This window comes from Paenibacillus sp. FSL R7-0312, assembly GCF_038004445.1.
GTDB lineage: Bacteria > Bacillota > Bacilli > Paenibacillales > Paenibacillaceae > Paenibacillus_AQ.
The window spans coordinates 3,058,671-3,084,000 of sequence record NZ_JBBORE010000001.1 but is presented as its reverse complement, the minus strand read 5'-3'; the positions used below and the strand labels follow the sequence as shown (position 1 = coordinate 3,084,000).

Genomic DNA, 25,330 nt, shown 5'->3' with positions numbered 1-25,330 from the left:
AACAGAATCAGAATCCAGCCTTGTCCGAACTCCATTAGCCAACATCAGCATTTGAAAAACTCCACGCCACCAGTCCCCCGGGCGGCTTACCGCCCGGGGGACTGGTCTGCCCACTTGTCCGCTGCCGGGGCAGCCAAAAATCAGCGGCTGTCACGGGCAGCTCCCCCTCCTTCAGGTACAATTTCCGCCGGATACAGGCGCAACAAAATACTTAAAAAAAATACTAATAAATTATAAGAGAATAGAATGCAGGCGGGGCTTGGTTTTATCCCTTTTTAACCAGCTAATCAGGGGGTTAGAAGGACCTGTGGGTCTATTGACTTTTCAATATATGGTAGTAAAATGATTAAACGTTACTAAATATAGTGTATATAATAGAAAAGCCAATAAATCTAGTGAAATGGCCCATCATCATTTGTCAAGTAGAAAGAGCTAATGTTATAGGAGGTTAGGGACCATGTTGATTGCTTACGATTCCAAGACCGGCAACGTTAGAAGGTTCATCAATAAGCTGAAGCTTCCCGCTGTTCAAATCGAAGAGCATATGACGATCGACGAGCCTTACGTGCTTGTTACATACACCACGGGATTTGGACAGATTCCAGAGAAGGTATCCTCATTCTTAGAGAAGAACCATTCCAGGCTCAAAGGCATCGCCGCGAGCGGCAACAAAAACTGGGGTGAGCTATATGCGCATAGCGCAGATTTAATTGCACAGCGTTACAACGTACCGGTGGTCGGCAAGTTTGAGTTGTCGGGAACATTTGGTGATGTACAGCGCATAAAACAGGAGGTGGACCGGGTTGCGGCATATTGAACTGAACAACATGTTGATGAAGAGAGACGAAAGCGGCTTTTTCCAATTGGATAAGGACCAGGAGGCAGTAGCCGAGTTCATGCGGGATGTGGAGCGGCGCAGCCTGACTTTTAAGGATACGAAATCCAAAGTGGATTATATGATTGCCAATGATTACTACGAGGACCTGTATGACCGTTATTCCGCAGCTGAGATGGAGGACGTCTACCGGATTGCCCACGAATATAACTTCCAGTTCCCTTCCTATATGGCGGCTTCCAAGTTCTACACAGACTATGCCGTCAAAAGCAATGACCGTAAGCAATACCTTGAGCATTACCCGGACCGCGTAGCTGTAGTGGCCCTGCATCTGGGACGCGGCAACGTGGAGACGGCCCGCACGCTGGTCCGCTCGATGATGGAGCAGCGCCTGCAGCCGGCTACGCCGACCTTCCTCAATGCCGGCAAGAGCCGCCGCGGTGAGATGGTCTCCTGCTTCCTGCTGGAGATGGACGACTCACTCAATTCGATCAACTATGTACTGAACACCTGCATGCAGCTGTCGAAGATCGGCGGCGGTGTGGCCGTCAATCTGTCCAAGCTGCGCTCGCGCGGCGAGACGATTAAGGGCGTAGAGGATGCGGCCAAAGGCATCATGCCTGTCCTGAAGCTCATGGAAGACGGCTTCTCCTACGCGGACCAGATGGGTCAGCGCAAGGGTTCGGGCGCGGCTTATTATAATATTTTTGGCTGGGACGTACTAGAATTCCTGGACAGCAAGAAGATCAACGCCGACGAACGGACACGCCTGAAGACGTTGTCCATCGGCCTGATCGTGCCTAACCGCTTCTACAAGCTGGCGCAGGATAATCAGCCGCTGCATGTATTCGCTCCTTATACTGTATTCCAGGCATATGGAACGCATCTGGATGACATGGATCTGGACGTGATGTACGATACCTTGCTAGCAGATTCACGCGTGAAGAAGAAGGTTGCCATGAGCGCACGCGACATGCTGACCAAAATTGCCATGATCCAGCTCGAATCGGGCTATCCATATATTATGAACAAGAGCAATGCCAATAACGCCCATGCCCTGCGTAATGTGGGTCAGATCAAAATGTCGAACCTGTGCACCGAGATTTTCCAATTGCAGGAGACTTCCGAGATTAACAACTACGGAGAGCAGGACGCGATCCGCCGTGATATCAGCTGCAACCTGGCTTCCCTCAACATTGTGAATGTGATGGAGCACGGCAAGATCCGTGAATCCGTTCATGAAGGCATGCTCGCTCTTACTGCAGTCAGCGATATGACTACGGTATCTAATGCTCCTGGCGTGGCTAAAGCGAACAAAGAGATGCACTCCGTCGGCCTGGGTGTGATGAATCTGCACGGTTACTTTGCCAAGAACAAGATTGCTTATGAGAGTGAGCAGGCCCGCGATTTCGCGCGCACCTTCTTCATGACGATGAACTTCCATTCGATTGAAAAGAGTATGCAGATCGCTGCTGAGACGGGTGAGACCTTCCACGGCTTCGCAGCATCCGATTATGCGTCCGGCGTGTATTTCGACCGCTACCTGACCACGGACTACCGTCCGGTTACTGCAAGAGCGCAGGAGCTGTTCCAGGGCATCTACATTCCTACAACCGAGGACTGGAAGCAGCTGCGTGATGACGTTATGAAGAACGGCCTGTACCATGCCTACCGTCTGGCGATTGCACCGACTGCGAGTATCTCTTATATCCAGAATGCCACGTCCAGCGTCATGCCGATTGTAGAACAGATCGAGACCCGCACCTATGCCAACTCGACGACCTACTATCCGATGCCTTACCTGCGTCCGGACAATGTGTTCTTCTATAAATCCGCGTACCAGATGGACCAGTTCAAGGTCATTGACCTGATTGCGGAAATTCAGCCTCATATCGACCAGGGTATCTCAACGGTACTGCATGTGAACAGTGATGTAACGACCCGCGAGCTGGCCCGCTCTTACCTGTATGCGGCACACAAAGGGCTGAAATCCCTGTACTACACCCGGACCAATAAACTGTCTGTCGAGGAATGCCTGTCCTGCTCCATCTAAGAGCGAGCGCAGGTACAGAAAGGGAGAATATACGAATGAGTGCTATCAAAGCCGTGAACTGGAACCGTCCGGACGACGACTACTCGCTGATGTTCTGGAATCAGAATATTATGCAGTTCTGGACCGACGACGAAATTCCATTATCCGATGACAAAATGTCCTGGCTCACGCTGAGCGAGATCGAAAAGGACTCTTATATGAAGGTGCTGGGCGGGCTGACCCTGCTCGATACCATCCAGGGCGGCGTAGGCATGCCGCAGATTATGGAGCATGTGAACGGCTTGCAGCGCAAGGCGGTCCTCGGCTTCATGGGGATGATGGAGCAGATCCATGCCAAGTCTTACAGCAGTATTTTTACGACACTGGCTTCTACTGAGGAGATTGACGGCATCTTCCGCTGGGTGGAGGACAATACGTTCCTGCAATTCAAGGCAGAGACCATCTCTGAATATTACAAGAAGATTGAGTCGCCCAAAGACCTCTATCTCGCGATGGCTGCCTCTGTTCTACTGGAGAGCTACCTGTTCTACAGCGGCTTCTTCTACCCGCTCTATCTGGCCGGCCAAGGCAAAATGACCTGCAGCGGCGAGATCATCGATCTGATCCTGCGCGATGAGAGCATCCACGGCGTCTATGTCGGCGTACTCGCCCAGGAGATCTTCGAGGAGCTGTCCGAAGACGATCAGCGTGATGTCTATCAGACTATGGTCGGACTGCTGCGTCTGCTGCATGCCAACGAGGAGCAGTATACCGAGCAAATCTACGCCCAGATCGGCCTCGTAGATGAAGTGAAGGCCTTCCTGCGCTACAACGCTAATAAGGCAATGATGAACCTGGGGCTGGACCCGCTGTTCGAAGAGGAAGAGATCAACCCGATCGTCCAGAACGGCATCAGCACCCACACCAAGCAGCATGACTTCTTCTCCAAAAAAGGCAACGGCTACGTCCGCGCGATGAACGTGGAGCCTTTGCGGGATGAGGATTTCCGGTTTTAAATAGATCGAACTTGTAATTTTTCTATCCTAGGATAGTCATGGCTACAGAGAATGTTTGGACTTCCGGCCGCTGCCCGTCCCCAGATTTCTTGATTAATACCGCTGCCCGCGGTGGAAATCCAAACCGAGCATATGCTTCCGATGCGAGCTTTCAGGCGGACGCTACCGCTCCTACAGTTCCAAACTTCTCTTTCGCCATTCATCCCTTAATTTTTTATTTTCCAAGTTCAATCTATTATGTTGTATGTAAGAAAAGCACCCGTCAGCTGAGAGACAAGCTGTCGGGTGCTTTTTTTTGAGTCTAAATCCATGCAGGAACGTACAAGTAGAAGTGAATTTGATTTTGTGGAAGAGGAGTGTGCCGGTGTGGCCTTGCATGTTCAGGAGTATGGAGATCAAAGCGCATCTTATCTGATGGTATTCTTACACGGTGGCGGAGTGAGCGGCTGGATGTGGGATAGACAAGTGGAATATTTCGCCCATTATCATTGCATGGTTCCAGACTTGCCCGGACACGGGTTAAGTAATGATGACGTTATATTTTCAATTCAAAGCAGTGCAGAACAATTGAACCAAATAATCGGAGAACAAGCAGGCGGAAAGAAAGTCGTCCTGATCGGATTCTCTTTAGGTGCACAGGTTGCTGTCCAGATGGTTAGCCTGAGACCTGAGCTCATTGATTTTGCCATAATAAACAGTGCTCTGGTCAGACCCATGTCGTATGCTAAAAAGTGGATTCGACCGGCAGTCAGACTAACCTTCCCTTTAATTAAACAGAGATGGTTCTCCAGGCTTCAGGCTAAGACACTATATCTAGGCGATGAATACTTTGAACGATATTATGCCGAGAGCTGCCGGATACAGCCTGTCGCCTTGATCGCAGTGCTGGAAGAGAATATGACGTTCACTATTCCATCCGGTTTCAGTGAGGCCACAGGCAAGATACTGGTTACAGTAGGTGAGAAAGAAAAAGCTGTGATGAAGCAATCTGCTAAGGATCTTGTTGCTGCGAGCTCCAATTGTAATGGCGTGATCATCCCTGGCCTTGGACACGGGGTCTCTCTGGCGATGCCTGACTTCTTTAATCAAATGGTCGACATATGGGTGCATAAAGATGACGTACCCAAGGAATGTAAAAGGGTTTGATGTATTTGTTTTGTTCATCGTAAATAGTTTATTCCGTATCCTTCATATTAAGCTTATGTCTCATTATTATCGCTTCCTTACCCACCATAAGCTGAATCTCCCCCTGCTGATCGGTCCGGTATACCTCTGTATTTGCGTCCTCCAGCCGGGCTAGTACATCGCCGTTCGGATGCCCGTACAGGTTGTTCACCCCTGCTGAGATTACAGCCGCTGCCGGATTCCAGAAGGTGAGCCAGTCCGCACTGGTGGCGGTTTTGCTGCCGTGGTGGGCGACCTTGAGGATGTCGGTGGGCTTACCTGACTGTATTCCAGCCTGCTGTGCGGATTGCAATATCGCTTCCTCCGCCGCCTGGTCCATATCGCCTGTGAAAAGAAAGCTGCGGCCGTTCATCTCCAGCCGGAACACGACCGATTCGTGGTTCTGATTCTCCACTTCATCCGGAAAATGTTGCCCCTTCGCCGGCGGCTCCGGCCACAGGAAGTTCAGCTGCGTAGCCTCATCCGGAGCCAGCGCCATGCCCTGCTGTACCGGATACAGCCGAACTCCTGCGGCAAGCGCTGTAGTCATCAGCTTAGTGTATGGTTCCGTATCCGCCAGCGAGCCGTTGAACAGCAGCGCCGACACCGGCATTCCCTCCAGCACCGCCTGCAGCCCTCCGGCATGATCCTGATCGCCATGTGTCAGGATCACCGCATCCAGCCGGTGGATGCCCCGCTGCTTCAGCAGCGGCAGCAGCGTCTTGGCCCCGACCTCGAACGGACTGCGGCGGATTCGCCAGGCCTCCTTCTTCCCGAAGCTCACCGTTCCACCGCCGTCCACCAGAATATGGGCTCCGCCCGGCGTGGTAATCAGGATGCTGTCCCCCTGCCCCACATCCAGGTAGCTGATGGCTCCCGCACCGTTCAGGTCTCCCGCATTGTAGCCTCTGTACAGCAGAAGCGTCAGACCGGCAGCGAACTGCACAGCGGCAAGGCTGCTCCAGCGCGTAGCGTCTGGCTGCGGAAAGGCCTGGAAGGCTAGCACGGCTCTTCTGCTGCTCGCAGCTGCCGCTGGCGCCGCCTTGCTGCTGCTGGTATTGCCGGCCTTACCGCGGCTGTTTCCCGGCAGCTCCAACTCTTCCAGCGGCCGGGTCTCATCCTCCATATACTGGGGAACAAGCATACTCTCTGTCCGTCTCTTCATCGCATACAACAAGCCGTAAAGTAGCCCGTAGTATAGGCAAATCCACAGTAATGAAGGTGAAGCCCAGATCAGCACACCTGCCGTAAACCCGTTTACCCACTCCACTGCCTCAAACGTAGCATTATTCAGCAGCTCTGCAAGCTGCACAGTTAAGAGGGCGGCAGTATTCCAGAACCGTCCAAGCAGCAGCGCCAGCGTACCAAGCGGCAGCACCAGGAACGTGATGAATGGAACGAGCAGCAGATTGGCGGCAAAGGACAGCAGCGAAAATTGGTTAAAGTAATAAATCGTCAACGGGAAAGAGACCAATTGTGCAATGAAGGTTACCGAGAGGGTGCTGCCCAGCCAGTTAGGTAAATGTCTGAATAATGGCGCGGCCAGCGGCGTATATACCATGAGACCTGCTGTCACCAGAAAGGACAGCTGAAAGCTGACGCTGAGCAGCAGATACGGGTTCCAGACCAGCATCATCAGCGCTGAAGCGGCCAGAATGTTCATTCCATCCTTAAGGATACCGAGCCTTGCGGCAAACAGAGCAATCATGCTCATCAGCCCGGCGCGAACCACTGACGGTCCGGCACCGGACAGCAGTACATAGGCTGGTACAAGCAGTAATGTTACCGTGAGTGCTGTTTCTCTCGTGAAGCGGCAGCGGCGCAGAAGAAACAAGATCACCCCGACATAAACCGCAACATGCATTCCCGAGATCGCCAGAATATGAGTCAGCCCCAGCTGTGAGAACTGCTTGAAGGTCTCCGGGTCCAGATCCTCCTGGATGCCGATGACGAGTCCCTTCATATATCCGGCATGCGGCTCCTGGAATAAGCGCTCCATCTCTGCACCGAGGGTGGCGCGCATCCTATCATTCCAGCGCAGAATGCCGGATAGCTGCCACGATGCCGGAGGTTTAGCCGTTACACTCGCAGTTCCGGCCCCTTTCAGCAGCCAGTGAGTCTTTTTCGTGAGCAGATAGGCCTGGTAGTCGAATCCGCCGAAGTTACGCGCTATCTGCGGCTGGGCCAGCTCTCCTTCAATGACTACCCGGTCTCCCCGCTGCCATAGGGCAGCTACAGCGATTTCGCTTTCTTCCTGAAGCTTGATTTGAACGGCAACCAGTTCCCCTTTTGCTTCCTCTTCTGCTCCTGTTGCGTCTGCCCCTACTCCTGTTTCAGCATCTGCTTCTGCGCTTCCTCCTATTTCTGATTCTGCTTCTGTTCCTGCCTCTACCACGACAGCTGATTTTTCTTTTGTATCTACATTAGCTCCCGTTTCTACATTCGCAGCTGTTTCCGCCTCCTGACCTCCCTGCCGATCCAGTCCGATCCGTGACAGCTTCATCGTAAAATCAACCCGGTCCCCGTCCCGCTGCACCGGAGACGCAATAACGCCTGCGGCTGTTATATAAGCCTCATTCAGTTCGCTTATCTGTTGTCCCAATACCTTCGGCAGCAGGCTCACATTACGCGCCTCACCCCACTCCCAATACAGACCTGCTGCAGCAATTGCCAGTCCGAACACAGCAGCCGTTCTCCAGCGTATGCCGCCGCTGACCGCCCAGATTGCAGGCAATAACAGCAAGCCTGCGAGGTAGATCAGCAGACTACGTCCGGAGAACAGACAGCCTGCCGCACTTCCGGCAATCCAGCAGATCGTGAAGCTTAAGAGCGGCCTTCTGTTCATATACATCCCCTCCCTCCATAATTGCTTCTACTCCCTTATCGCTCTCCGCTCAACTACAACCACAACAACCATAACAAAAAGAACCCCTGCCTACGCAAATACAGCGTGTGCAGAGGTCCTTCCCCTGAAGTCTAAACCTATTCTTATCTTATTCCAGCTGCAGATGCTCAGCCGGTTATTCCGATACCGAGATCATCGTTTCCTTCGGCGGCTCATAGTTCTCCAATTGGCGGAACACAATTCCTTTGGAGGACAGCATGGCCTCCACCTTCTCCATATCCTTGCGGTACGGACGCAGATAGACAATCTCTACAATCCCGCTGTTGGCCAGCATATTGGCACAGGTCCAGCAAGGTTCATCCGTGACGTAGACGGTACTGCCTTCCCGGTCACTCCGGTCTGTGAACAGCAGCAGATTCTGCTCGGCATGGATCGTGCGGATACAGCGCTGCTTTTTCACCATGGTCTCTACGCCGTCAATAATCTCACGCTCATATTGCTCGGAGACCATACAGCCTGCTTCCGAGCAGTCCGGAACACCCATCGGTGCGCCGTTATAGGCGGTGCCCAGCAGCTTCTTGCCCTGCACCAGCACAGCACCGACATGACGGCGGGGGCAGCGCGAACGGGTGGAGACCATGCAGGCAATATCCATGAAGTATGTATCCCAGTTCTTGCGGTAAGCCACAGTCATCAGCAATCTCCACTTCCTCTTAGATAGTTGTTCATTATTGTAACATAATGCAGCATTCTTTCACTATACAGCTTGTCCTAACACTAGCCTGCCAACCGTTTTCATTACAGCATCATGCTGCCTAAACCGCAATTGCTGATACAAACGTCGATTCTGGCGTTAAGCTCAGTTCTCCGGCAGCCTCAAGCTAGGCCTGTTACTAGTCCTTTTCGGTTTCTGGCCTTAACTGTATTCTGTACAACTAAAAAGACCGAAATTCTGATAAAAAGCAGTTTAATTGCACTTCGTACACTTATATCTCGATCTGCTGAGCTAAAATCGCCACAACGTATTTTAATGGGTCGAAGTGCAACTAAATTTAAGAAATTAGTAGTTTTACTGTTTTTAGTTGTACCCAATACACTTATCTGACTGGCGGAGCATACGGTTGGGCAGGGCAGGGTAGACTCGGCTCAATCAGACAACCTTGTGTAACAAAACAACCCCCCCCGGCAATTCCCTGTCAATTGTAGTGTATACAAGCTTCAGTATGAATGCTGCCGCCCGCTCGAATCATCCAGCGGGTCCCTGGACTCAAAATGCCACCAGCGGCTTCAGCTGCTCCAGCAGCTTCGGCCCGATCCCCTTCACCTTGCCCAGATCGGTCAGGCTGCGGAACGCTCCCTTGCTGCTGCGGTAGTCGATAATCGCCTGCGCCTTCTTCTCTCCGATACCCGGCAAGTCCATCAGGGCTACGGTATCGGCAATGTTCACGTTGACCCTGCCGTCAGCAGCCACTGCTGCACCTGCGGCACCTGCTGGTCCCGCGCCCCCTATTGCACCAACAGTCCCTCCATTAGCGGTTCCATTCTCAGCTACTCCTGCGATCCCGCCACCAACCGCCGTTCCTTCCTTACCATCCGCATTTCCGTCATTCCTACCTGCCACTGCCCCGGATGTCCCCGCCGGAGCAGTAATCCCGGCGCCATTAACCACTCCGGCGTTATCACTTGCAGCACCGGCCTTATCACTTACAGCACCAGCCTTACCAACAGCCGCTCCATTCACATTGCCGCCTTCCCCCTTTGCCTTCACCCCGGCTTCCCCAGTCATAGCACCAGCTTCACCACTCTCCCCTGCCGTTCCCGCCCCGCCATCCGCCACCCCCAGCGCCTGTGCCATCCCGGCGTTCAGGGTCTCCCACCCGGCGATGCCGTCCTCCGCCCTGTGGTCTGCAGCCCAGACTAGAGCGCCGCCCAGCAGGGCAGCGGCAATAGCGCAGCCGATCATTCTTTTGCCCATGAAGCTGTCCTCCTTCAGTAAACTGGAATTTTATTCAAAAACAAGCTTAAAACCTGTCATTTGTCCAAGACTGCCGTGCATACATTGAACGAAGAGTATTCCTGTAAGCCCAGAACCCAGCAACATTAGAAAGGAGGCAACCACAGGATGAAAGTGGGATTTATCGGAACAGGCAGCATGGGCGGTCTGCTCATCGACGCCTTTCTTCGTTCGGGAGCCCTTGATCCGTGTGATGTGCTGGCCAGCAACCGCAGCCCGGGCAAGCTGAGGGAGCTGAAGAAGCTTCATCCCGGAATCACTGTATGCTCGGGCAACATCGAAGCCGCGTCCGAGAGCGATATCGTGTTTCTGTGTGTCAAACCTTTGCAGTTCAAAATGTTAAGCGATGAGATTGCCCCTTACCTGCGCAGCGAGCAGATTGTCGTATCCATTACTAGTCCAGTTCAGCTGTACCATCTTGAATCCGTACTGCCCTCCAAAATTGCCAAGATTATTCCCAGCATCACCCATTCCGTCAAAAGCGGGACTTCTCTGTGCATTTTCGGAAGCAGATTAAATAAAAAAGACAGGCTGGTCCTGCTCCGGCTATTCTCATGTATTGGTGTTCCTGCGGAAATCCCAGAGAACCATACGCGGATTGCCTCTGATTTCTCCAGCTGCGGCCCGGCGTTCATCAGCTATTTCCTGGAACGGTGGATCGAAGCGGCTGTAGAAGCAACCGGCATTGATGAGGCCCTGGTCAGCCGTCTGGCCGGTGAAATGCTGCTTGGTACAGGCAAGCTGCTAACGGAAGGCTCCTTCACCCCGCAGGGGCTGCAGGAACGGGTTGCCGTCCGGGGAGGCATTACAGCGGAAGCGCTGAACCACCTGCGCACGAGCCTGGAAGGGGTGTTCGAACGCCTGATCACCACTACGCATGACAAATACGATGAAGATGTGGAAAAGCTCGACGAGCTGTTCGGGCGCAGCAGCATCGTCAAGAGCCCTCTTGACCGCTAAGGCAGCTGCGGCTATAGCCTGCTGCCAACGTCCATTGACCATAGCTTATTGCAAGGGCCGTATGCCTTGCCATCGTCCTTCCCCTCTTGCCATTCCCGCCTTAAGCTACGCTCTGCCGCTCCATTCTCCGCTTCCGGAGCACTGCCGGAAACCAATAAAACCCGCAGCACGGAGTCATCCGTTGCTGCGGGCACTGTTGCGTTCTTCGCTTAACCCACTACAATATTTACCAGCTTGCCGGGAACGGCAATAATTTTACGTACGGTTTTGCCTTCGACGGCCGCCTTCACGTTCGGCAGAGCCAGTGCATGATCCTGCATTTCCTGCTGAGCCATATCCAGCGGAATCAGGGCGCGCTGAACGATTTTACCGTTAACCTGCACGACGATTTCCACTTCCGCGTCTACGGTCCAGGCTTCATCATAAGCAGGCCAGGCGACATAGCTGATGCTTCCTTCGTGACCCAGCAGCTGCCACAGCTCTTCGGCAATATGCGGTGCCAGCGGCGACAGCATCTGGACGAACTGTTCTGCTGCTTCCGTGGACAGGCTCTCCTGCTTGTAGGCATCGTTGATGAAAATCATCAGCTGGCTGATCGCCGTATTGAACCGCAGATGTTCAAAGTCTTCGGTTACCTTCTTCAGTGTCTTGTGCCAGGTCCGCTTGAATTCATCGGTTCCGCCATCTGCCGAGATCTTCGCGCTGATGCTGCCGTCTTCGTTCACGAACAGGCGCCATACGCGGGAGAGGAAGCGGTGGATGCCTTCCACGCCTTTTTCGTTCCAAGGCTTGGTAGCTTCCAGCGGCCCCATGAACATTTCGTAGACACGCAGTGTATCTGCGCCGTACGCTTCCACGATCTCATCCGGGTTGATGACGTTGCCGCGGGATTTACTCATCTTCTCATTGTTGTTCCCCAGGATCATCCCCTGGTTCACCAGCTTGTGGAACGGTTCCTTCGTATCGACTACGCCGATATCATAGAGAACCTTGTGCCAGAAGCGGGCATACAGCAGGTGGAGCACCGCATGCTCGGCTCCGCCGATGTACAGGTCAACCGGCAGCCATTCCTTCTGCTTCTCCGGTGAACACAGCTCCTGATCATTGTGCGGATCAATATAACGCAGGTAGTACCAGCAGCTGCCGGCCCATTGCGGCATGGTGTTGGTCTCGCGGCGGGCTTTCATGCCAGTCTCCGGATCAATCGTTTCGACCCATTCGGTTACATTCGCCAGCGGGGATTCACCTGTGCCCGAAGGCTTGATCGCATCCACATCCGGCAGTACCAGCGGCAGCTGGTCCACAGGAACGGTCTTCATGGTGCCGTCTTCCAGATGCAGAATTGGAATTGGCTCCCCCCAGTAACGCTGGCGGCTGAACAGCCAGTCGCGCAGGCGGTAGGTTACTTTGCCCTTGCCGCTGCCCTTCTCTTCCAGCCAGGCAATCATTTTCGCAATGGCTTCAGTATTGGACAGGCCATCGAGGAATCCGGAATTCACATGCAGGCCGTCGCCGGAATACGCTTCCTCTTCAATGTTGCCGCCCTGTACGACTTCCACAATGTTCAGGCCGAACTGCTTGGCGAACTCCCAGTCACGGCTATCATGACCCGGAACAGCCATAATCGCTCCGGTTCCGTAGCCGGCCAGCACGTAGTCGGCAATCCAGATCGGCACCTGTGCGCCGTTCACCGGATTGATTGCGTAAGCACCGGTGAAGACACCGCTTTTCTCTTTGGCCAGATCCGTACGTTCCAGATCACTCTTGCGGGAAGCCTTGTCGCGGTAGTCCGCAACGGCAGCCTTCTGCTCTTCTGTTGTAATTACATCAACCAGCTTATGCTCCGGTGCCACAACGCAGTAGCTTGCTCCGAACAGGGTGTCCGGACGGGTGGTGAACACTTCAAGCGTAGCCTCATGCCCTTCAATGGCAAAAGTCACCTCAGCGCCGGTCGATTTGCCGATCCAGTTGCGCTGCATATCCTTAATGCTCTCTTCCCAGTCCAGCTCATCCAGATCCTCGAGCAGACGGTCTGCGTATTCGGTAATTCTCAGAATCCACTGGCGCATCGGTCTGCGGACCACGGGATGGCCGCCGCGCTCGCTTTTGCCGTCGATCACTTCTTCATTCGCCAGGACGGTCCCCAGCGCTTCACACCAGTTCACGGAAACCTCAGCTACATAAGCCAGACCGCGGTTGTACAGCTGGATGAAAATCCACTGCGTCCATTTGTAGTAACCCGGATCAGTCGTGCTGATCTCGCGGTCCCAGTCGTAGGAGAAGCCCAGCGACTTGATCTGGCGGCGGAAATTATCAATGTTCTTGAAGGTAATGTCACGCGGATGCTGTCCGGTATCCATCGCATACTGCTCAGCCGGAAGTCCGAAAGCGTCCCAGCCCATCGGGTGCAGTACATTGTAGCCGCGCATCCGTTTGAAACGGGAGACGATGTCTGTAGCGGTATACCCTTCCGGATGGCCTACGTGCAGCCCTGCGCCGGAAGGATACGGGAACATATCCAGTGCGTAGAACTTCGGTTTGCCTGCTTCTTCACTTGTCTTGAATGTCTTGTTCTCGTCCCAGAATTTCTGCCATTTCGGCTCGATGGTCTGGGCGCGGTAGCCGGCTTGGGCCGGTGTGCCAATGTTGTCGCTCATCTTATGCTCCTCCTTGGAGTGTTGCTGTCTTAGATCGTACTATTGTCTTTAAAAAAGAGTTAAGAGATAGTCTCCACTGCAAAAAGTTTTGGGCTTCCACCCGCTGTTATACTCGGATTTCCTGATTGGAACCGCTTATCGCGGTAGAAATCCGAGTATAAAGGCGGCCACTACGTTGCTCCAGCTCCAAAATTTTCTCCGTTCCGTTCTCTGTAACTTTTATAAACCCCATCTGTTCTCCTGGCGGACCAGCAAAGTCCAAGAACCCACAATGATTAGCTGGGCCGTTAGGGCCTGCAAAGCCTAAATACGCGGTTAATTCGCCGGGACGGCAGAATCCGCAAGACCCATAACCCGCTTCCGATTCGCCGGTCTGCTGGAACATCCTTGATCCCGCCGTCCGCCAAGCTAACCGCAAAAAAACCTCCCATCCCTAGCGTATTATCGCTAGGGACGAGAGGTTTGAATTCCCGTGGTACCACCCTAGTTAGCGGCGGACATTCTTTGTCCGGCACTCACTTTGACACCCTTTAGCGGGGGTGAGGCGACGACGGTTCACACGCCGGTCCCCTTATTAATGAAGCTTAAGGAACCCTGCGGCTCGCGCCATTACTCCGAGGTGAGTTCACTGCGGTCCGTTAACCGGCTCGCACCTGGGGTGCCGGCTCTCTGCAATAACGGTCTCACGAATTAATACTCCTCTTCATCGTACTGCTATGTGCACTGCTCTTTACTCGTAATATTCACCACATTATAACCAAAAGATACATGTACAGTCAATGATTTAACGATATATATCCCTTTATGCCGGCCTTCTGCGGATATAATAGGCGACGATATGCTGAATGACCACTTTGCCGGCTGCGAAAAACGGCACCGCTAGAATCAGCCCGATCATTCCGGCGATCTCCCCGCCGACCAGCAGCGCGAAGATAATCAGCAGCGGATGCAGATGCAGCTTCCGCCCAACGACCTGCGGAGAAATGACGTTGCTCTCCAGCATTTGGCATAGCGTATTTACTACTGCTACCATCAGGACAAGGCGCCATGAGAGGGTCGAGGCCATCACGATGGCCGGAGCTGCGCCCAGAAACGGACCCATATAAGGAACTATGTTGAATACCGCTACTACACAGGCGAAGAGCAGCGCATAGGGCATGCCGATAATGGCATAACCGATATAGGCCAGCACACCAATGATAATACAGACAAGAAATTGCCCGCGGATATAATTGCCAAGTGCCTCATCAATATCCTTGAGCAGGGTGACAATCGACTTACGGCGGGACCGGGGAAGGCACGACACAACGGTCCGTTCGAACACATCGAAGTCCTTCAGGATGTAGAACACCAGAAATGGCACAATGAACGCATTGAACAGGATGCCAATGGTTGAAGCAATATTATCAAGGAAGTGGGAGATGCCTTCGGCCAGGCGGTTTTCCAGCTGATAGAACCAGTTATTCATTCCCGTCTCCACACCGGGCGGAATCAGTCTGGAATTCATGCCCCGCATCAGGCCCTGCGCATGCAATGTCATCTCCGGCAGATGCTCGTTAAGCTCCTCCAGCTGCTCGATGAACATTGGAATCAGGTTGATCAGAATGACCGCCAGTGAGGTGAGAAATACGGCATAGATCAGCAGGACGGCCACGCTGCGCGGCATTTTTCTCCTGGAGAGCATGGAAACCACGGGATTCAGCACATATGAGATGATCATTGCCGCCAGGAACGGGGCGAGGATCGCTTTTAGAAACAGGAAGATTCCCTCCAGCATGGGGCGGAGCAGCCAGACGAAATACAGAATGATCAGGGAGAGCAGCACGCCGATCATCCAGCGGAACCATTTATTTTGGGACCATTGCTCCATAATACCCCTCCTGAACATGTACAGCCCTCTAACAGTCATGCAATATTAGTATGTGTGAGAGGGTAATGAAATACTCTTGCCTGCAAAAAATTGGTTTTTTGTTATTTGAGTTGGAAAGTTGGTATAGTGGCCGGCATCAAGGTCCGCTAAAATCATATTGTAAAACGCTTTCATTTCGAGGAGGGGTACTTTTATTATGAAAAGGTTAAAACGATTATGCGGTGCAGGTATGACGTTGCTGCTTGCCGGATTGCTCGCTGGAGCTCCGTCTGTTTCGGCAGCCACCATCTTTGATGAGCCTCTGACCTACTTCAATTCCGCCACCTGGCAAAAAGCCGACGGCTATTCTAATGGCGGGATGTTCAACTGCACCTGGCGCGCTAACAATATCTCATTTACAAGTGGCGGACAGCTTCGTCTGGCACTGACCAGCCCCAGCAATAATAAATTTGACGGTGCAGAAATGCGTTCAGTCTACAAGTACGGCTACGGTAAATATGAAGTCAGCATGAAGCCTGCCAAGAACAGCGGAATCGTCTCTTCCTTCTTCACCTATACCGGACCCTCCGACGGCACGCCCTGGGATGAAATTGATATCGAGTTTCTGGGCAAGGACACCACTAAAGTTCAATTCAATTATTATACAAACGGGGTTGGCGGTCATGAAAAGATCGTGAATCTGGGATTCGACGCCTCCCAAGGTTATCATACGTATGCCTTCGATTGGCAGCAGGGCTACATTAAGTGGTATGTGGACGGCGTTCTGAAGCATACGGCCACCAGCAATATTCCGTCCCATCCCGGTAAAATTATGATGAACCTCTGGAACGGAACGGGAGTGGACTCCTGGCTCGGTTCCTATAACGGAGCCAATCCGCTCTACGCTTACTACGACTGGCTGAAATTTACAGGCAACTAAAAACGAAATTTGGACTCCGGCGGCGCACAGAGCGCACCTGCCGGAGTCCTTTTACATCTGCCCGGAAGCCGTTATCTTCAGAATTTGTTATCCGGATTGACACATTGGTATAGCGGCTAGAGCCTGGGTTCTGTACGATAAAAGCAAGAAACATCATCACAGGAGGAACAGAATTGATACGCAACAGGTTAATCAAAGCATCCGTAGCCGTAGCTGCTCTGTCAGCAGCAGTATGGGGCCTATGGGCCTTCACTTCAGCACCCCGATCCGAAGCAGGAGGTGCGAAGGACAATTTTACAGAATTCAATTCGGAGTTCTGGAAGAAAACGGATGGCTATTCCAACGGAGACATGTTCAACTGCACCTGGCGAGAAGATAACATCTCATTTGCCGGGGATGATCTTATGACCCTGTCTCTTACCAGCCGGTCCCCCGGCGAGTTCGACGGCGCAGAATACCGTTCGCTGCAAAAGTACAGCTATGGCAAGTATGAAATCCGTATGAAGCCGGCGGCCAATCCCGGTGTAGTCTCTTCTTTCTTCACGTATACCGGCCCTTCGGAAGGTGAGCCCTGGGACGAAATCGATATTGAATTTTTGGGTAAAAACACCCGCCAGATGCAGTTGAACTACTTCACAGACGGCATCGGAGGACATGAAAAGGTGATTGACCTCGGCTTTGACGCGTCAGCAGAATTTCACTGGTATGGTTTCGAATGGAAGAGGGATTCCATTACCTGGTATGTAGACGGCCGCCCTGTTCATACTGCGACCGAGAGTATCCCCCTTACTCCGGGCCGTATTATGATGAATCTCTGGAACGGAACAGGCGTGGATTCCTGGCTGGAGGCTTATGACGGCAAGGCTCCGCTACATGCTTATTATGACGAATTCCGCTATACGCCAGCCCGGGGCGAGTAAGAAGCTCCAGCGCCTCTCCGACAAGAAACCGCCTTCAGCAAGGCGGTTTCTTGTCCCTGTGGACTCATCGGCGGCTGCGGTCCCAGGCATTGACCTCCGAGGTTTCGGACAATCCCCCGTACGCCTTCCATTTGCCGACAAACTCGTCAAATTCCTCGATACCGCTGTCCGCAAAGATTATGTTTTGAAAGCTTTTTTGTTCCAGCTTCTTCAGCAGCTCACCGTCGCTCTTCATCGTCTTGGTGGGAGGTCCCGTGAACTGTTCCTTACGGGAAGCCTCCTTCTGGCCCAGCAGCACCGGGGCAATATCCTCCGGAATCTCCTTAATGACTTCGGAAGGAATTCTCGCCCCGTCGAAGGTCAGTGTGTAGGAGGCCACCCGGATCACGCCCATCGGCAGCGCAGAGGGCTCAATGGTCGCCTTGCCGCCCGCCATTGCCCAGTCATAGCCCTCTGCAAGACCATTAATGAACTCGCCGGTGGAGGTAGCATAGTAATCAAACATATAATTCTGATAGGTAAAAAAGATTTCGGGGTGCTTCATTTTCTTGTTAATCAGTATGGCTCCGTTAACAGGTAAGGTGCCTCTTCTCATAGCGGTACCTTCCGGTCCGGAGGGTATCGCAACAGCCTTGACAGACGCCTGCGGATCTGCGGCAGTCAGGGAAGACAAGGGCCAGCCGCGCATCCAATACGGGCCGGCAATCATGCCGGCCTTGCCGGAGACGAAACGGTTGGCGGCGCCCTCTTCATCAAGCCAGGCACTGTCGGTCGACAAGTACCCCTGCTGAACCCAATGCTTCATAAGCGCGACAGCCTTCCGGGCGCCGGGCTGCACGGAGCCATATTCCAGGGTTCCGTCACTCCGGCGGTTCCATTGCTCGGGAACCGTGCCGAACGCTCCAAATATCCAGCTGCTGTCCCCCATCCAGGTACTGGGACCGTTACGGAAACCTAAAGCAAGGCCGTAAGTGTCCTTTAATCCGTTGCCGTCCGGGTCCTGGTTGACAAAAGCGTCCATGACCTGTTCCAGCTCATCCAGCGTCCGCGGTGTTTCCAATTTCAGCTTGGTAAGCCAATCCTGGCGAATCCAGAGCAGCGGATCGGAGTTGTATTCGTAATCCATGATGGGAATTGCATACTTATGACCGTCCCGCACGAAGGCATTCCATGCCGAAGTGTCCTCGGCAACAGCCTTCTTCCACACCCGGGAGGCATATTGTTCAAATAAACTGCCGACTTCCATGAATTGCCCGGAGTCAATCAGCTCCTGAATGATGGCTGCATCCCGTGTAGTGACAACATCGGGCATATTGCCTTTGGCCAGCTCAAGCCTCAGCTTGTTGGCATAGTTCTCGGAGGTTCCGGAGATAGTCCAGAGATAACGGATACGGATTCCCAACCGTTCCTCCGCCCAGGCCGTATGCACATTATGCTCAAGGCTCTCGCCTTTTTTAAAAGTCAAATTGGGGTTCACGGAGCCCACTGTGTACAGGTCTATGGGCGGATTATATTTACCTGCTTTGACTTCAAAGTGAGGCGCCGTGCTCTCCGGGGAAGCTGCCGGGAGAGTGGCCCCGGAACTGCGGAAGGTGCAGCCCGATAAGATCAGGACCAGCGCGAACAACGGCAATCTGAATTTCATGGAACCACCTGCTTTTCGTAATGTTCTGGAGGGCCGGACAACTTGTATCATAAACTTCTTCCGCATCCCATGGTACACTTCTTTTATTACGGCTAACAGTGAAAGCTTCTGAAAAGGATGATTTTATGGCCTGGCGTCCGAGTTTGTTTATTAAAATGGTTGCTATCCTGCTATCCCTTATATCAACCACACTCTTATTCTACGGATTATCCTACCGCAAGGATATCGGAGTCATCACGAGTCAGATCAAAACAACTGATTTGAATCACCTGGAGTTCCTGACCCAGCAGATGGACAACAATATCAATCAATTGGCGGGCAGCATGTATGCTCTTCAGAGAGACCCGACCATCCGTGACTACGAGCAGATCCGGCAATTGGGCCATCTTATTGACCCCGCCCAGACCATTATGACCGTGCTGGAGAAGCTCTCCCTTCAGACCAGCTCCAGTACGTGGGAGAACCGGATTGTCCTGTACAAGCCGCACAGCGGTGAGACGTTGGGGTCTGATTCCTCACTCTCCTTTGATTCCTCCGTACTGGAGAAACCGCTCCCGGCCGGCTGGGAGTATATTTCAGAGGACAGGGGCAGCACTGAAGCGGGCTTCCGCCTGCTGCTGTCAGATCCCGCTACAGAAAGCAGCCCTCCAAGAGAGGCGGAACTGCTGTTATCGATGTATTTTCCAGTATCCAACATTGAACGAATGTTCGATGCCTACCAGTCGCAGAACAAGGGCGATACCTTCCTGTTCCATCCGGTTTTCGGGATGATCCTCTCCCGCAATACCGACCGGGAAATGGCTGAACGGATCACCGCAACGCTTGATTCCGCAGACGGACAGGGCATATCGGAGATCCTCAACCTTAAGAAGGGCAGCTTTCTTATCAGTTCGGTTCCTTCATCGGCCATTAACTGGCGGGTCGTGCATTATTCGCCGCTGAAGCAGATTCTTCAGCCGATCCGCAGCAGCCGTTATTTCTTCCTGACCGGATCGGCTTTTCTCCTGGTCATGAGCCTGTTGTTCTCTTTGCAGCTATATCGTCAAGTGCAGCGTCCGGTTAGCCTTTTATTGCGTTCGCTCAACAGGATGAAGGAAGGACGATGGTCTACCCGTATTCATACCAAGTCCAATCCTGAGTTCACAATGCTCAACGAAGAATTCAATGAAATGGCAGAAAAAATTCAATTGCTGATTGAACAGGTCTACCTGGAGCAGCTCCGGGCCAAGGATGCCCACTTGAAACAGCTTCAATCGCAGATTAATCCGCACTTCCTCTACAACTGCCTGTTCTTTATTAAGAGTAAGGCCGTTGTCGGCGACACCGATTCGGTGGAGGCTATGGCGCTTAACCTCGGAGAATATTACCGCTACATCACCAAGACAGACCATTCCCTCACTACGCTGCAGGACGAGCTGAAGCTGCTGGAGAATTACCTGGAGATTCAGAATTTGCGGAAACAGCGCATCAGCTATGAGATGGATATCGCGGAAGATCTGCTGGGTCTGCAGATTCCCCGGCTGCTGATCCAGCCCTTGGTGGAGAACAGCATCATTCACGGTATTGAGAAAAAGATCGGCCCAGGCTCCATTCGGATCACCGCCTCCCATACGCAAGAGAGTGTCATAGTCACTGTTGCAGACAACGGAGCTGGCATGACGGATGAGGCAGTTAACGCTTTGCAGGCCCGAATTTCCGAAACGGCGCGTGAGGACGGAGGCTGCGGGCTATGGAACATCCAGCAGCGCCTCAGGTCCCATTATGGTGATTCATCCGGCCTTCTGATCGCCCCTTCACCTGAAGGCGGCTTAAAAATCACTCTTCGCATGGAGAAGAAAGAGGAACCCTATGCATCAAATTCTTCTGATTGACGACGAACCTTATGTCGTTGACGACCTATCCATTTCGCTTCCTTGGACGGAAATGGGATTTGAACAAGTTCACACGGCTTATTCCGGATACGAGGCACTGGAACTGCTTCAGCGTTATCCTATCGACATTGTTGTCACTGACATCAACATGCCTGAAATTTCAGGCATCGAACTGATCGCCTCCATCCGTAGCCGCTGGAAGCACATCCGGGTCGTTATGCTGACCGGTTATGCCGAGTTCGAGTACGCCCGCAAGGCGATAGAAGAGCAAGCCAGTGCCTATCTGCTCAAGCCAATTGCCAATGACCAGTTGATTGCCGTTATTGGCAAGCTCCAGGAAGAGCTGCGCGGCGAATGGGAGACTCGGTCCTCCTATCAGCGGACAATGCAGACCTTCCGCGAGCATCTTCCGCTCCTGCGGGACCGGCTGCTCGGCGAGCTCCTGCAGGGGCGGAAGATGTCCAGGCCGCAGCTGCACGAGCGGCTCTCCCAATTCGATCTGCCGTTCTCCACCAATCTGCCGGTATGTCTTGTAATCGTCAGACCGGAGGAATTCTTCCGGCGTCAGGACATGGGCAGCATGCTGCTGTTCGAATACGCCATTATTAATATCGCGCAAGAGCTGTTTCAAGACCGGTTCCACATCTGGTCAAGCAAGGATGTCCATGATTATCTTGTATTTCTGCTGCAGCCCAGGGAAGACATTGAACCCCGCCTGAATCTCGCAGATGATATCACCCAGGCCGCCTATCAGCTGCAGAATCATGTCAGCACGCTGATTGGAGGCGGCCTTTCTGTGGTCACTACGGGTTGGGGCGGATTCCCGGATCAGGTGTACACTCTCTATCAATCCGGCATCTCCGCTATCCGCCAGCATATCGGCAGCGAAACAGGCATCTATCTGGATGCCACGGACAACAGCAGCTTTAACCCTGTAGAAATTCTCCAGCCGCTCTACGAGCCTCCGCTTTTCTTTCATTTATTTGAGGCGAACAACTGGCAGGGGATCGAAGACAAGCTGAATGCCATCGCTTCGGAGCTGGCCCGGAATCCGGACCACTCTCTGGAGCATATCCATGAAGCCCGTCTGCATCTGGAAACGGCTTTCTATTATTTCGCCCATAAGAATAAGAAGATGCTGGGCGAGATCGTGGGCAATCCGCTGATGAAGCAGGCCCCCTTCCAGACGGCTGACAAGCTGCGGGAATGGGCGCTGGAGATGGTTACGCTGCTGAAGGAGCATTTTGAGTCTGAGCGGCGGGACAGCCGGACAGTCCTGATTCGGAACGTACATGAATATATCGACCGCAATATACATTATGTCTCACTCCAGGCCATCGCCGATCATGTCCAGATGCATCCGGTATATCTGTCCAAAATGTACAAGCTTGAGACAGGCAAGCGGATCAGCGACTACATCAGTCAGGTTAAGATGGAAAAAGCGGCGTATCTGCTCATTCATACGCCGCTGAAAATTTATGAGGTTTCCGCCGAGCTGGGCTATTCCAATGCCCATTACTTTATCAAGCTCTTTAAGGAGTACACGGGGATGACCCCGCATGAGTTCCGTGACCGGGCATTATAACATCTTTACTCTTCAAATCGCAGCTCCACCTCGTGGGTGAGCCCGTCATCCGGAGTCGGAATAAACCCATCCTCTAGCGCCCGGCCATCCAGTGTCAGACGGGCATCACCGCCGTTCATCCGGCGGAAGCCTTCCGGTTTACTGATCCGGATACAGTACGAAGATTTGCCAAGCTTCAGAGTGTAAGAGAATTCTGTCTGCTCTTCCCGCAGGATCGGACTCAGTGCGATGCCCTGCGCCGTATATTCAATGCCTAGCGCTTCCATCAGCGAGAGGGTGAGCCAGGTCGAGGTGCCGCTTAGCATCGGACCGATATTCTCACCGGTCTCGCTGTTATTATATTGAGTGCAGAATCGCGGATTTCCGCAGACTGCAAACGGATCTTCCATCGTCTTGAACGGCATGATCCGGTCCAGCAGCCAATAGCCGAGGCGGCCCAGCTCGGCAGCAAGCCCTGAATCCGAGACTTCCTTGGCACCCTTGAACATCGCAGCTGCGGCCATCATGCAGGCATGCTTGAATACGCCGCCGTTCTCCCGGTCACCCGGGAAGTATTCGTCCGAAGCTGTGTGGGTAGAGACCCGGCCCAAAGCAACCGGGGAAACCAGCTTCAATCCGAAAGGAGTCATAAGATGCGACTTCATAGTGTCCAGCATCACCGAGATCTGCGACTCATCGGCACAGCCCGACAGGATGCTCCAGCTGAAGGAATTTAAGAAGTAAGAACCCTCGGATGCCGGATCTGCTGACAGACCGTCTCCGGCAGCTCCCAAATAAGTATATTCGCCATTCTGGTACCGGTTGAAGAGCACGCGGGCGAAGAAATCGCCCTTCCAGGCATGCTCCTGGATACGCTCGCGCAGCTTGGATCCGAAGCGGTTCAGCTCATCGGCATCATCCTGCTCCCCTTTGCGGGCAGCCAGAGCGGACAGTTCATCTACTGCTACCTTCAGCAGGAAGGCGTTCATAACGCTCTCGGAATAATCGCTGTCCAATGAATCCCCGAAGACCCCGCCTGCCTGCAATTGCTCCCGGTAGAGCTTTTCCTTAGCTGGACCGTTCAGATACGTGTCATCCAGCTTAAGACAGTCGTTCCAGTCTGCGAAGTCCAGTAAGGGCAGAGCGTGGCGGCCGATTGAAATCTTCCCTGAATAGACAATAATCGCCTTGAGTGTCTCGAAGACCGGCCGGCTGGCTTCTTGTCCCGCTACCGGACAAGACTCGTCCAGGAACTCGAGATCGCCGGTAAGCATTACATAGCGGTAGACGGCTTGAACAAGCCATAACGCATCGTCGGACCATTTGCCCGGCTCCTTGCCGGCCCAGAAGAAGTTATGATAGGCATAGCCCAGTTCAAACACCATACCGGTCCATTCTTTAAGCAGACTTTTCACCAGAGCGCTTTGTCCCATACCGACAAAATAATACATCGATGCGTATAAATCCTGGATTTCGCGGAAGCCAATCTCCCTGTAGCCCTTCTGTGTCTGGCAAAAGGAACGGGAGACAAAGCTTTGATAGAGCACCTGAAACGGCAGATTGCGGTTGATAAATACATCGAAATTCTTGTCATCGGAGAATACCTGCAGGAACTTGCTGTAATCCCGCACGAACCCGGCTGATTCCGCCAGCGCTGATTCCGCCGCGCATGGGTCGGAGAAACGGGTGACCAACGCCCCCACTTCATCCGCCAGCACCGTGTCATTCCAAGGCGCCCCGCTCTTGTCGGAGACTAGGCCGGTCAACTGGTCAACAGCTGTCTTAGCTCCCGCAGCCACTTGAATTTCCCCGGCTACTGCGAAGAACCCTGGCCCCTTACGGTGCAGAATGTTACTCAGTCTGAGCGCGCCGGACGGACGGTGAAGCGAACCTGTACCGACAAATTCATTGTAGCTGACGCAGTATTCACGCGGCAGCACCGGTCCTTCTGCCCCGTGAACGATCATTGTGTGGAAGCGCAGATCATGACGGCCGCCTTCGGGATAATAATCCGGACTGATGGCTGCCACGGCTCCCGTATTATCCTGGAGCACGCCGCCCTGCATAATGACGTTGCTGTACAGCACATCCTCGAACAGCGCCCCCGGAGCCGCTGAGCCGAACATTCCCGTGTAGACGATCCGCAGAACTCGGTCGGCTTCTCCATGGTTCTCAATCTCAATCCGCTGTAATTCGGTAGCCAGAGGCAGGCCCTCGTATTGAGGCAGAATAGAGATGATTCGTGTAATCTCCAGTCCGCAGCGCGTCCGGCAGGTGATTCGGGTTACATTCTGCGAATGCCGGCAGACCGCCGACTCTATCCCTTCATCTCCGGGGTCCGCGGAATAGAAGATCTGCTTCCCGTCCTCGAACAGATAGAATTGCCGGTTAGCCGGGAACCCGTTCTCCTCCTGACGCATATCCCAGCGGGTGGCCAGCACCTGGGTGGCCGCATGTGAACGGAAGCTGCCGCCGCCCAGCCGGTCAACAACGCTCTTCGGGGTAGTCTGAAGCGGATGGGGAAAGCTCAGACGGTTGCCCATAAGCAAATTGACCGCGAAATGCGGACCCGGCACAGGTGAACGCAGATCAATTACGTGCTCGCCCTCAGCGTTAAGCGCCCCTGCCCAGCCCGGAGCGGCCTGCAATTGCGCCAAAGCCAGGCTTGCGGTAGCCTCCGGTACGTCAACAGTCTGCTCCTGTCTTCCGGCGTGCCGGATATACAGTGACAATTCCGTGGCTTCTTCGTTTACGGCGAACAACGCGGAGGCACCCGCTTCACCCGGCAGCAGCGCTGCCACAGCGGGGAGCTTGAGCAGCTCCTGAATGGCAGGCAGCCGAAACGGCAGACCGGCTATGCCTACGGCCCCCCGTCGTTCCGAATCCGTAAAGAGGGCACTGATGTGCGCCCCGGGGCCAATCCGGTCTGCGAAGGCTTGTCTCAGGATCTCTTCAGCCGAAGCCATCGCTTCTCTTGCGGTAGTAAATTTCAGCATGATTGCTCTCACCTTTCCTGGC

At 53.4% G+C, this 25,330-nt stretch carries 16 protein-coding genes; 9 read left to right on the top strand and 7 right to left on the bottom strand.

All coding sequences use genetic code 11. The annotated features are described in order from the left end of the window. The first annotated feature begins 457 nt into the window (after positions 1 to 457). The 4 genes from nrdI (at position 458) to MKX70_RS13445 (ending at position 5,029) form a co-directional block, all read left to right on the top strand. The gene (gene nrdI, locus MKX70_RS13460; protein ID WP_039309577.1) at positions 458 to 817 is read left to right on the top strand and encodes a class Ib ribonucleoside-diphosphate reductase assembly flavoprotein NrdI; all 360 of its coding nucleotides are present in this window, start codon (positions 458 to 460) and stop codon (positions 815 to 817) included. Beyond that, positions 804 to 2,888: a class 1b ribonucleoside-diphosphate reductase subunit alpha gene (gene nrdE, locus MKX70_RS13455; protein WP_042238635.1), complete on the top strand. Its 2,085-nt coding sequence runs from the start codon at positions 804 to 806 to the stop codon at positions 2,886 to 2,888. Before nrdI ends, nrdE begins: the two co-directional genes overlap by 14 nt. Positions 2,889 to 2,923: 35 nt before the next feature. Then, complete coding sequence (gene nrdF / locus MKX70_RS13450; RefSeq protein WP_340840175.1) at positions 2,924 to 3,883, top strand: class 1b ribonucleoside-diphosphate reductase subunit beta; 960 nt, start codon at positions 2,924 to 2,926, stop codon at positions 3,881 to 3,883. Positions 3,884 to 4,249: 366 nt separating this feature from the next. Next, on the top strand, positions 4,250 to 5,029 hold the full coding sequence (locus MKX70_RS13445; RefSeq protein ID WP_340783410.1) for an alpha/beta fold hydrolase: 780 nt from the start codon (positions 4,250 to 4,252) through the stop codon (positions 5,027 to 5,029). Between the two features lie 28 nt (positions 5,030 to 5,057). Here MKX70_RS13445 and MKX70_RS13440 read toward each other — a convergent pair whose 3' ends face one another. The 3 genes from MKX70_RS13440 to MKX70_RS13430 all read right to left on the bottom strand — a co-directional run bounded on the left by MKX70_RS13440 (position 5,058) and on the right by MKX70_RS13430 (position 9,867). Then, positions 5,058 to 7,892 (bottom strand): ComEC/Rec2 family competence protein, encoded by a 2,835-nt coding sequence (locus tag MKX70_RS13440; RefSeq protein ID WP_340840174.1) that lies wholly within the window; start codon positions 7,890 to 7,892, stop codon positions 5,058 to 5,060. 175 nt (positions 7,893 to 8,067) lie between these two features. Beyond that, positions 8,068 to 8,586 carry a deoxycytidylate deaminase gene (locus MKX70_RS13435; RefSeq protein ID WP_039300969.1) on the bottom strand — a complete coding sequence of 173 codons (519 nt, stop codon included), beginning with the start codon at positions 8,584 to 8,586 and terminating at the stop codon, positions 8,068 to 8,070. A gap of 573 nt (positions 8,587 to 9,159) precedes the next feature. Next, entirely contained in the window at positions 9,160 to 9,867 is a 708-nt protein-coding gene (locus MKX70_RS13430) for a helix-hairpin-helix domain-containing protein (RefSeq protein ID WP_340840173.1), read from the bottom strand. A 147-nt stretch (positions 9,868 to 10,014) separates the two neighbouring features. Here MKX70_RS13430 and comER point away from each other — a divergent pair, with 147 nt between their 5' ends. Next, positions 10,015 to 10,866: a late competence protein ComER gene (comER, locus tag MKX70_RS13425; protein WP_340840172.1), complete on the top strand. Its 852-nt coding sequence runs from the start codon at positions 10,015 to 10,017 to the stop codon at positions 10,864 to 10,866. A gap of 209 nt (positions 10,867 to 11,075) precedes the next feature. On the opposite strand, the gene leuS is transcribed toward comER, so the two are convergent. Both leuS and MKX70_RS13415 read right to left on the bottom strand, forming a co-directional pair. Then, complete coding sequence (gene leuS, locus MKX70_RS13420) at positions 11,076 to 13,523, bottom strand: leucine--tRNA ligase (RefSeq protein WP_340840171.1); 2,448 nt, start codon at positions 13,521 to 13,523, stop codon at positions 11,076 to 11,078. Positions 13,524 to 14,325: 802 nt separating this feature from the next. After that, on the bottom strand, positions 14,326 to 15,393 hold the full coding sequence (locus MKX70_RS13415; protein WP_042238644.1) for an AI-2E family transporter: 1,068 nt from the start codon (positions 15,391 to 15,393) through the stop codon (positions 14,326 to 14,328). Positions 15,394 to 15,622: 229 nt separating this feature from the next. Between MKX70_RS13415 and bglS (MKX70_RS13410) the strand changes: the two genes are divergently transcribed. Together bglS (MKX70_RS13410) and bglS (MKX70_RS13405) are read left to right on the top strand one after the other, a co-directional pair. Further along, complete coding sequence (gene bglS, locus MKX70_RS13410; RefSeq protein ID WP_156123496.1) at positions 15,623 to 16,312, top strand: beta-glucanase; 690 nt, start codon at positions 15,623 to 15,625, stop codon at positions 16,310 to 16,312. A 191-nt stretch (positions 16,313 to 16,503) separates the two neighbouring features. Next, positions 16,504 to 17,232, top strand: coding sequence for a beta-glucanase (gene bglS, locus MKX70_RS13405; RefSeq protein ID WP_042243232.1), 729 nt, complete (start codon positions 16,504 to 16,506; stop codon positions 17,230 to 17,232). 64 nt (positions 17,233 to 17,296) lie between these two features. Here bglS (MKX70_RS13405) and MKX70_RS13400 read toward each other — a convergent pair whose 3' ends face one another. After that, positions 17,297 to 18,877: an extracellular solute-binding protein gene (locus MKX70_RS13400; RefSeq protein WP_042238646.1), complete on the bottom strand. Its 1,581-nt coding sequence runs from the start codon at positions 18,875 to 18,877 to the stop codon at positions 17,297 to 17,299. A gap of 125 nt (positions 18,878 to 19,002) precedes the next feature. On the opposite strand from MKX70_RS13400, the gene MKX70_RS13395 reads away from it, so the two are divergent. Both MKX70_RS13395 and MKX70_RS13390 read left to right on the top strand, forming a co-directional pair. Continuing rightward, positions 19,003 to 20,748, top strand: a complete 1,746-nt coding sequence (locus MKX70_RS13395; RefSeq protein ID WP_052416676.1) for a sensor histidine kinase — start codon at positions 19,003 to 19,005, stop codon at positions 20,746 to 20,748. Further along, positions 20,726 to 22,333, top strand: coding sequence for a response regulator (locus MKX70_RS13390; RefSeq protein WP_340783397.1), 1,608 nt, complete (start codon positions 20,726 to 20,728; stop codon positions 22,331 to 22,333). Before MKX70_RS13395 ends, MKX70_RS13390 begins: the two co-directional genes overlap by 23 nt. A 5-nt stretch (positions 22,334 to 22,338) precedes the next feature. Here MKX70_RS13390 and MKX70_RS13385 read toward each other — a convergent pair whose 3' ends face one another. Beyond that, positions 22,339 to 25,308 (bottom strand): GH36-type glycosyl hydrolase domain-containing protein, encoded by a 2,970-nt coding sequence (locus tag MKX70_RS13385; RefSeq protein WP_340783395.1) that lies wholly within the window; start codon positions 25,306 to 25,308, stop codon positions 22,339 to 22,341. Between the last annotated feature and the right edge of the window lie 22 nt (positions 25,309 to 25,330).

Excerpts from the sequence above, each read along its gene's own strand:
- MKX70_RS13390 (WP_340783397.1), top strand. The coding sequence starts at position 20,726 with ATGCATCAAATTCTTCTGATTGACGACGAACCTTATGTCGTTGACGAC.
- comER (WP_340840172.1), top strand. The coding sequence starts at position 10,015 with ATGAAAGTGGGATTTATCGGAACAGGCAGCATGGGCGGTCTGCTCATC.
- leuS (WP_340840171.1), bottom strand. The coding sequence starts at position 13,523 with ATGAGCGACAACATTGGCACACCGGCCCAAGCCGGCTACCGCGCCCAG.
- nrdI (WP_039309577.1), top strand. The coding sequence starts at position 458 with ATGTTGATTGCTTACGATTCCAAGACCGGCAACGTTAGAAGGTTCATC.
- MKX70_RS13400 (WP_042238646.1), bottom strand. The coding sequence starts at position 18,877 with ATGAAATTCAGATTGCCGTTGTTCGCGCTGGTCCTGATCTTATCGGGC.
- MKX70_RS13440 (WP_340840174.1), bottom strand. The coding sequence starts at position 7,892 with ATGAACAGAAGGCCGCTCTTAAGCTTCACGATCTGCTGGATTGCCGGA.
- MKX70_RS13385 (WP_340783395.1), bottom strand. The coding sequence starts at position 25,308 with ATGCTGAAATTTACTACCGCAAGAGAAGCGATGGCTTCGGCTGAAGAG.
- MKX70_RS13395 (WP_052416676.1), top strand. The coding sequence starts at position 19,003 with ATGGCCTGGCGTCCGAGTTTGTTTATTAAAATGGTTGCTATCCTGCTA.
- nrdF (WP_340840175.1), top strand. The coding sequence starts at position 2,924 with ATGAGTGCTATCAAAGCCGTGAACTGGAACCGTCCGGACGACGACTAC.
- MKX70_RS13430 (WP_340840173.1), bottom strand. The coding sequence starts at position 9,867 with ATGGGCAAAAGAATGATCGGCTGCGCTATTGCCGCTGCCCTGCTGGGC.
- bglS (WP_156123496.1), top strand. The coding sequence starts at position 15,623 with ATGACGTTGCTGCTTGCCGGATTGCTCGCTGGAGCTCCGTCTGTTTCG.
- MKX70_RS13435 (WP_039300969.1), bottom strand. The coding sequence starts at position 8,586 with ATGACTGTGGCTTACCGCAAGAACTGGGATACATACTTCATGGATATT.
- MKX70_RS13415 (WP_042238644.1), bottom strand. The coding sequence starts at position 15,393 with ATGGAGCAATGGTCCCAAAATAAATGGTTCCGCTGGATGATCGGCGTG.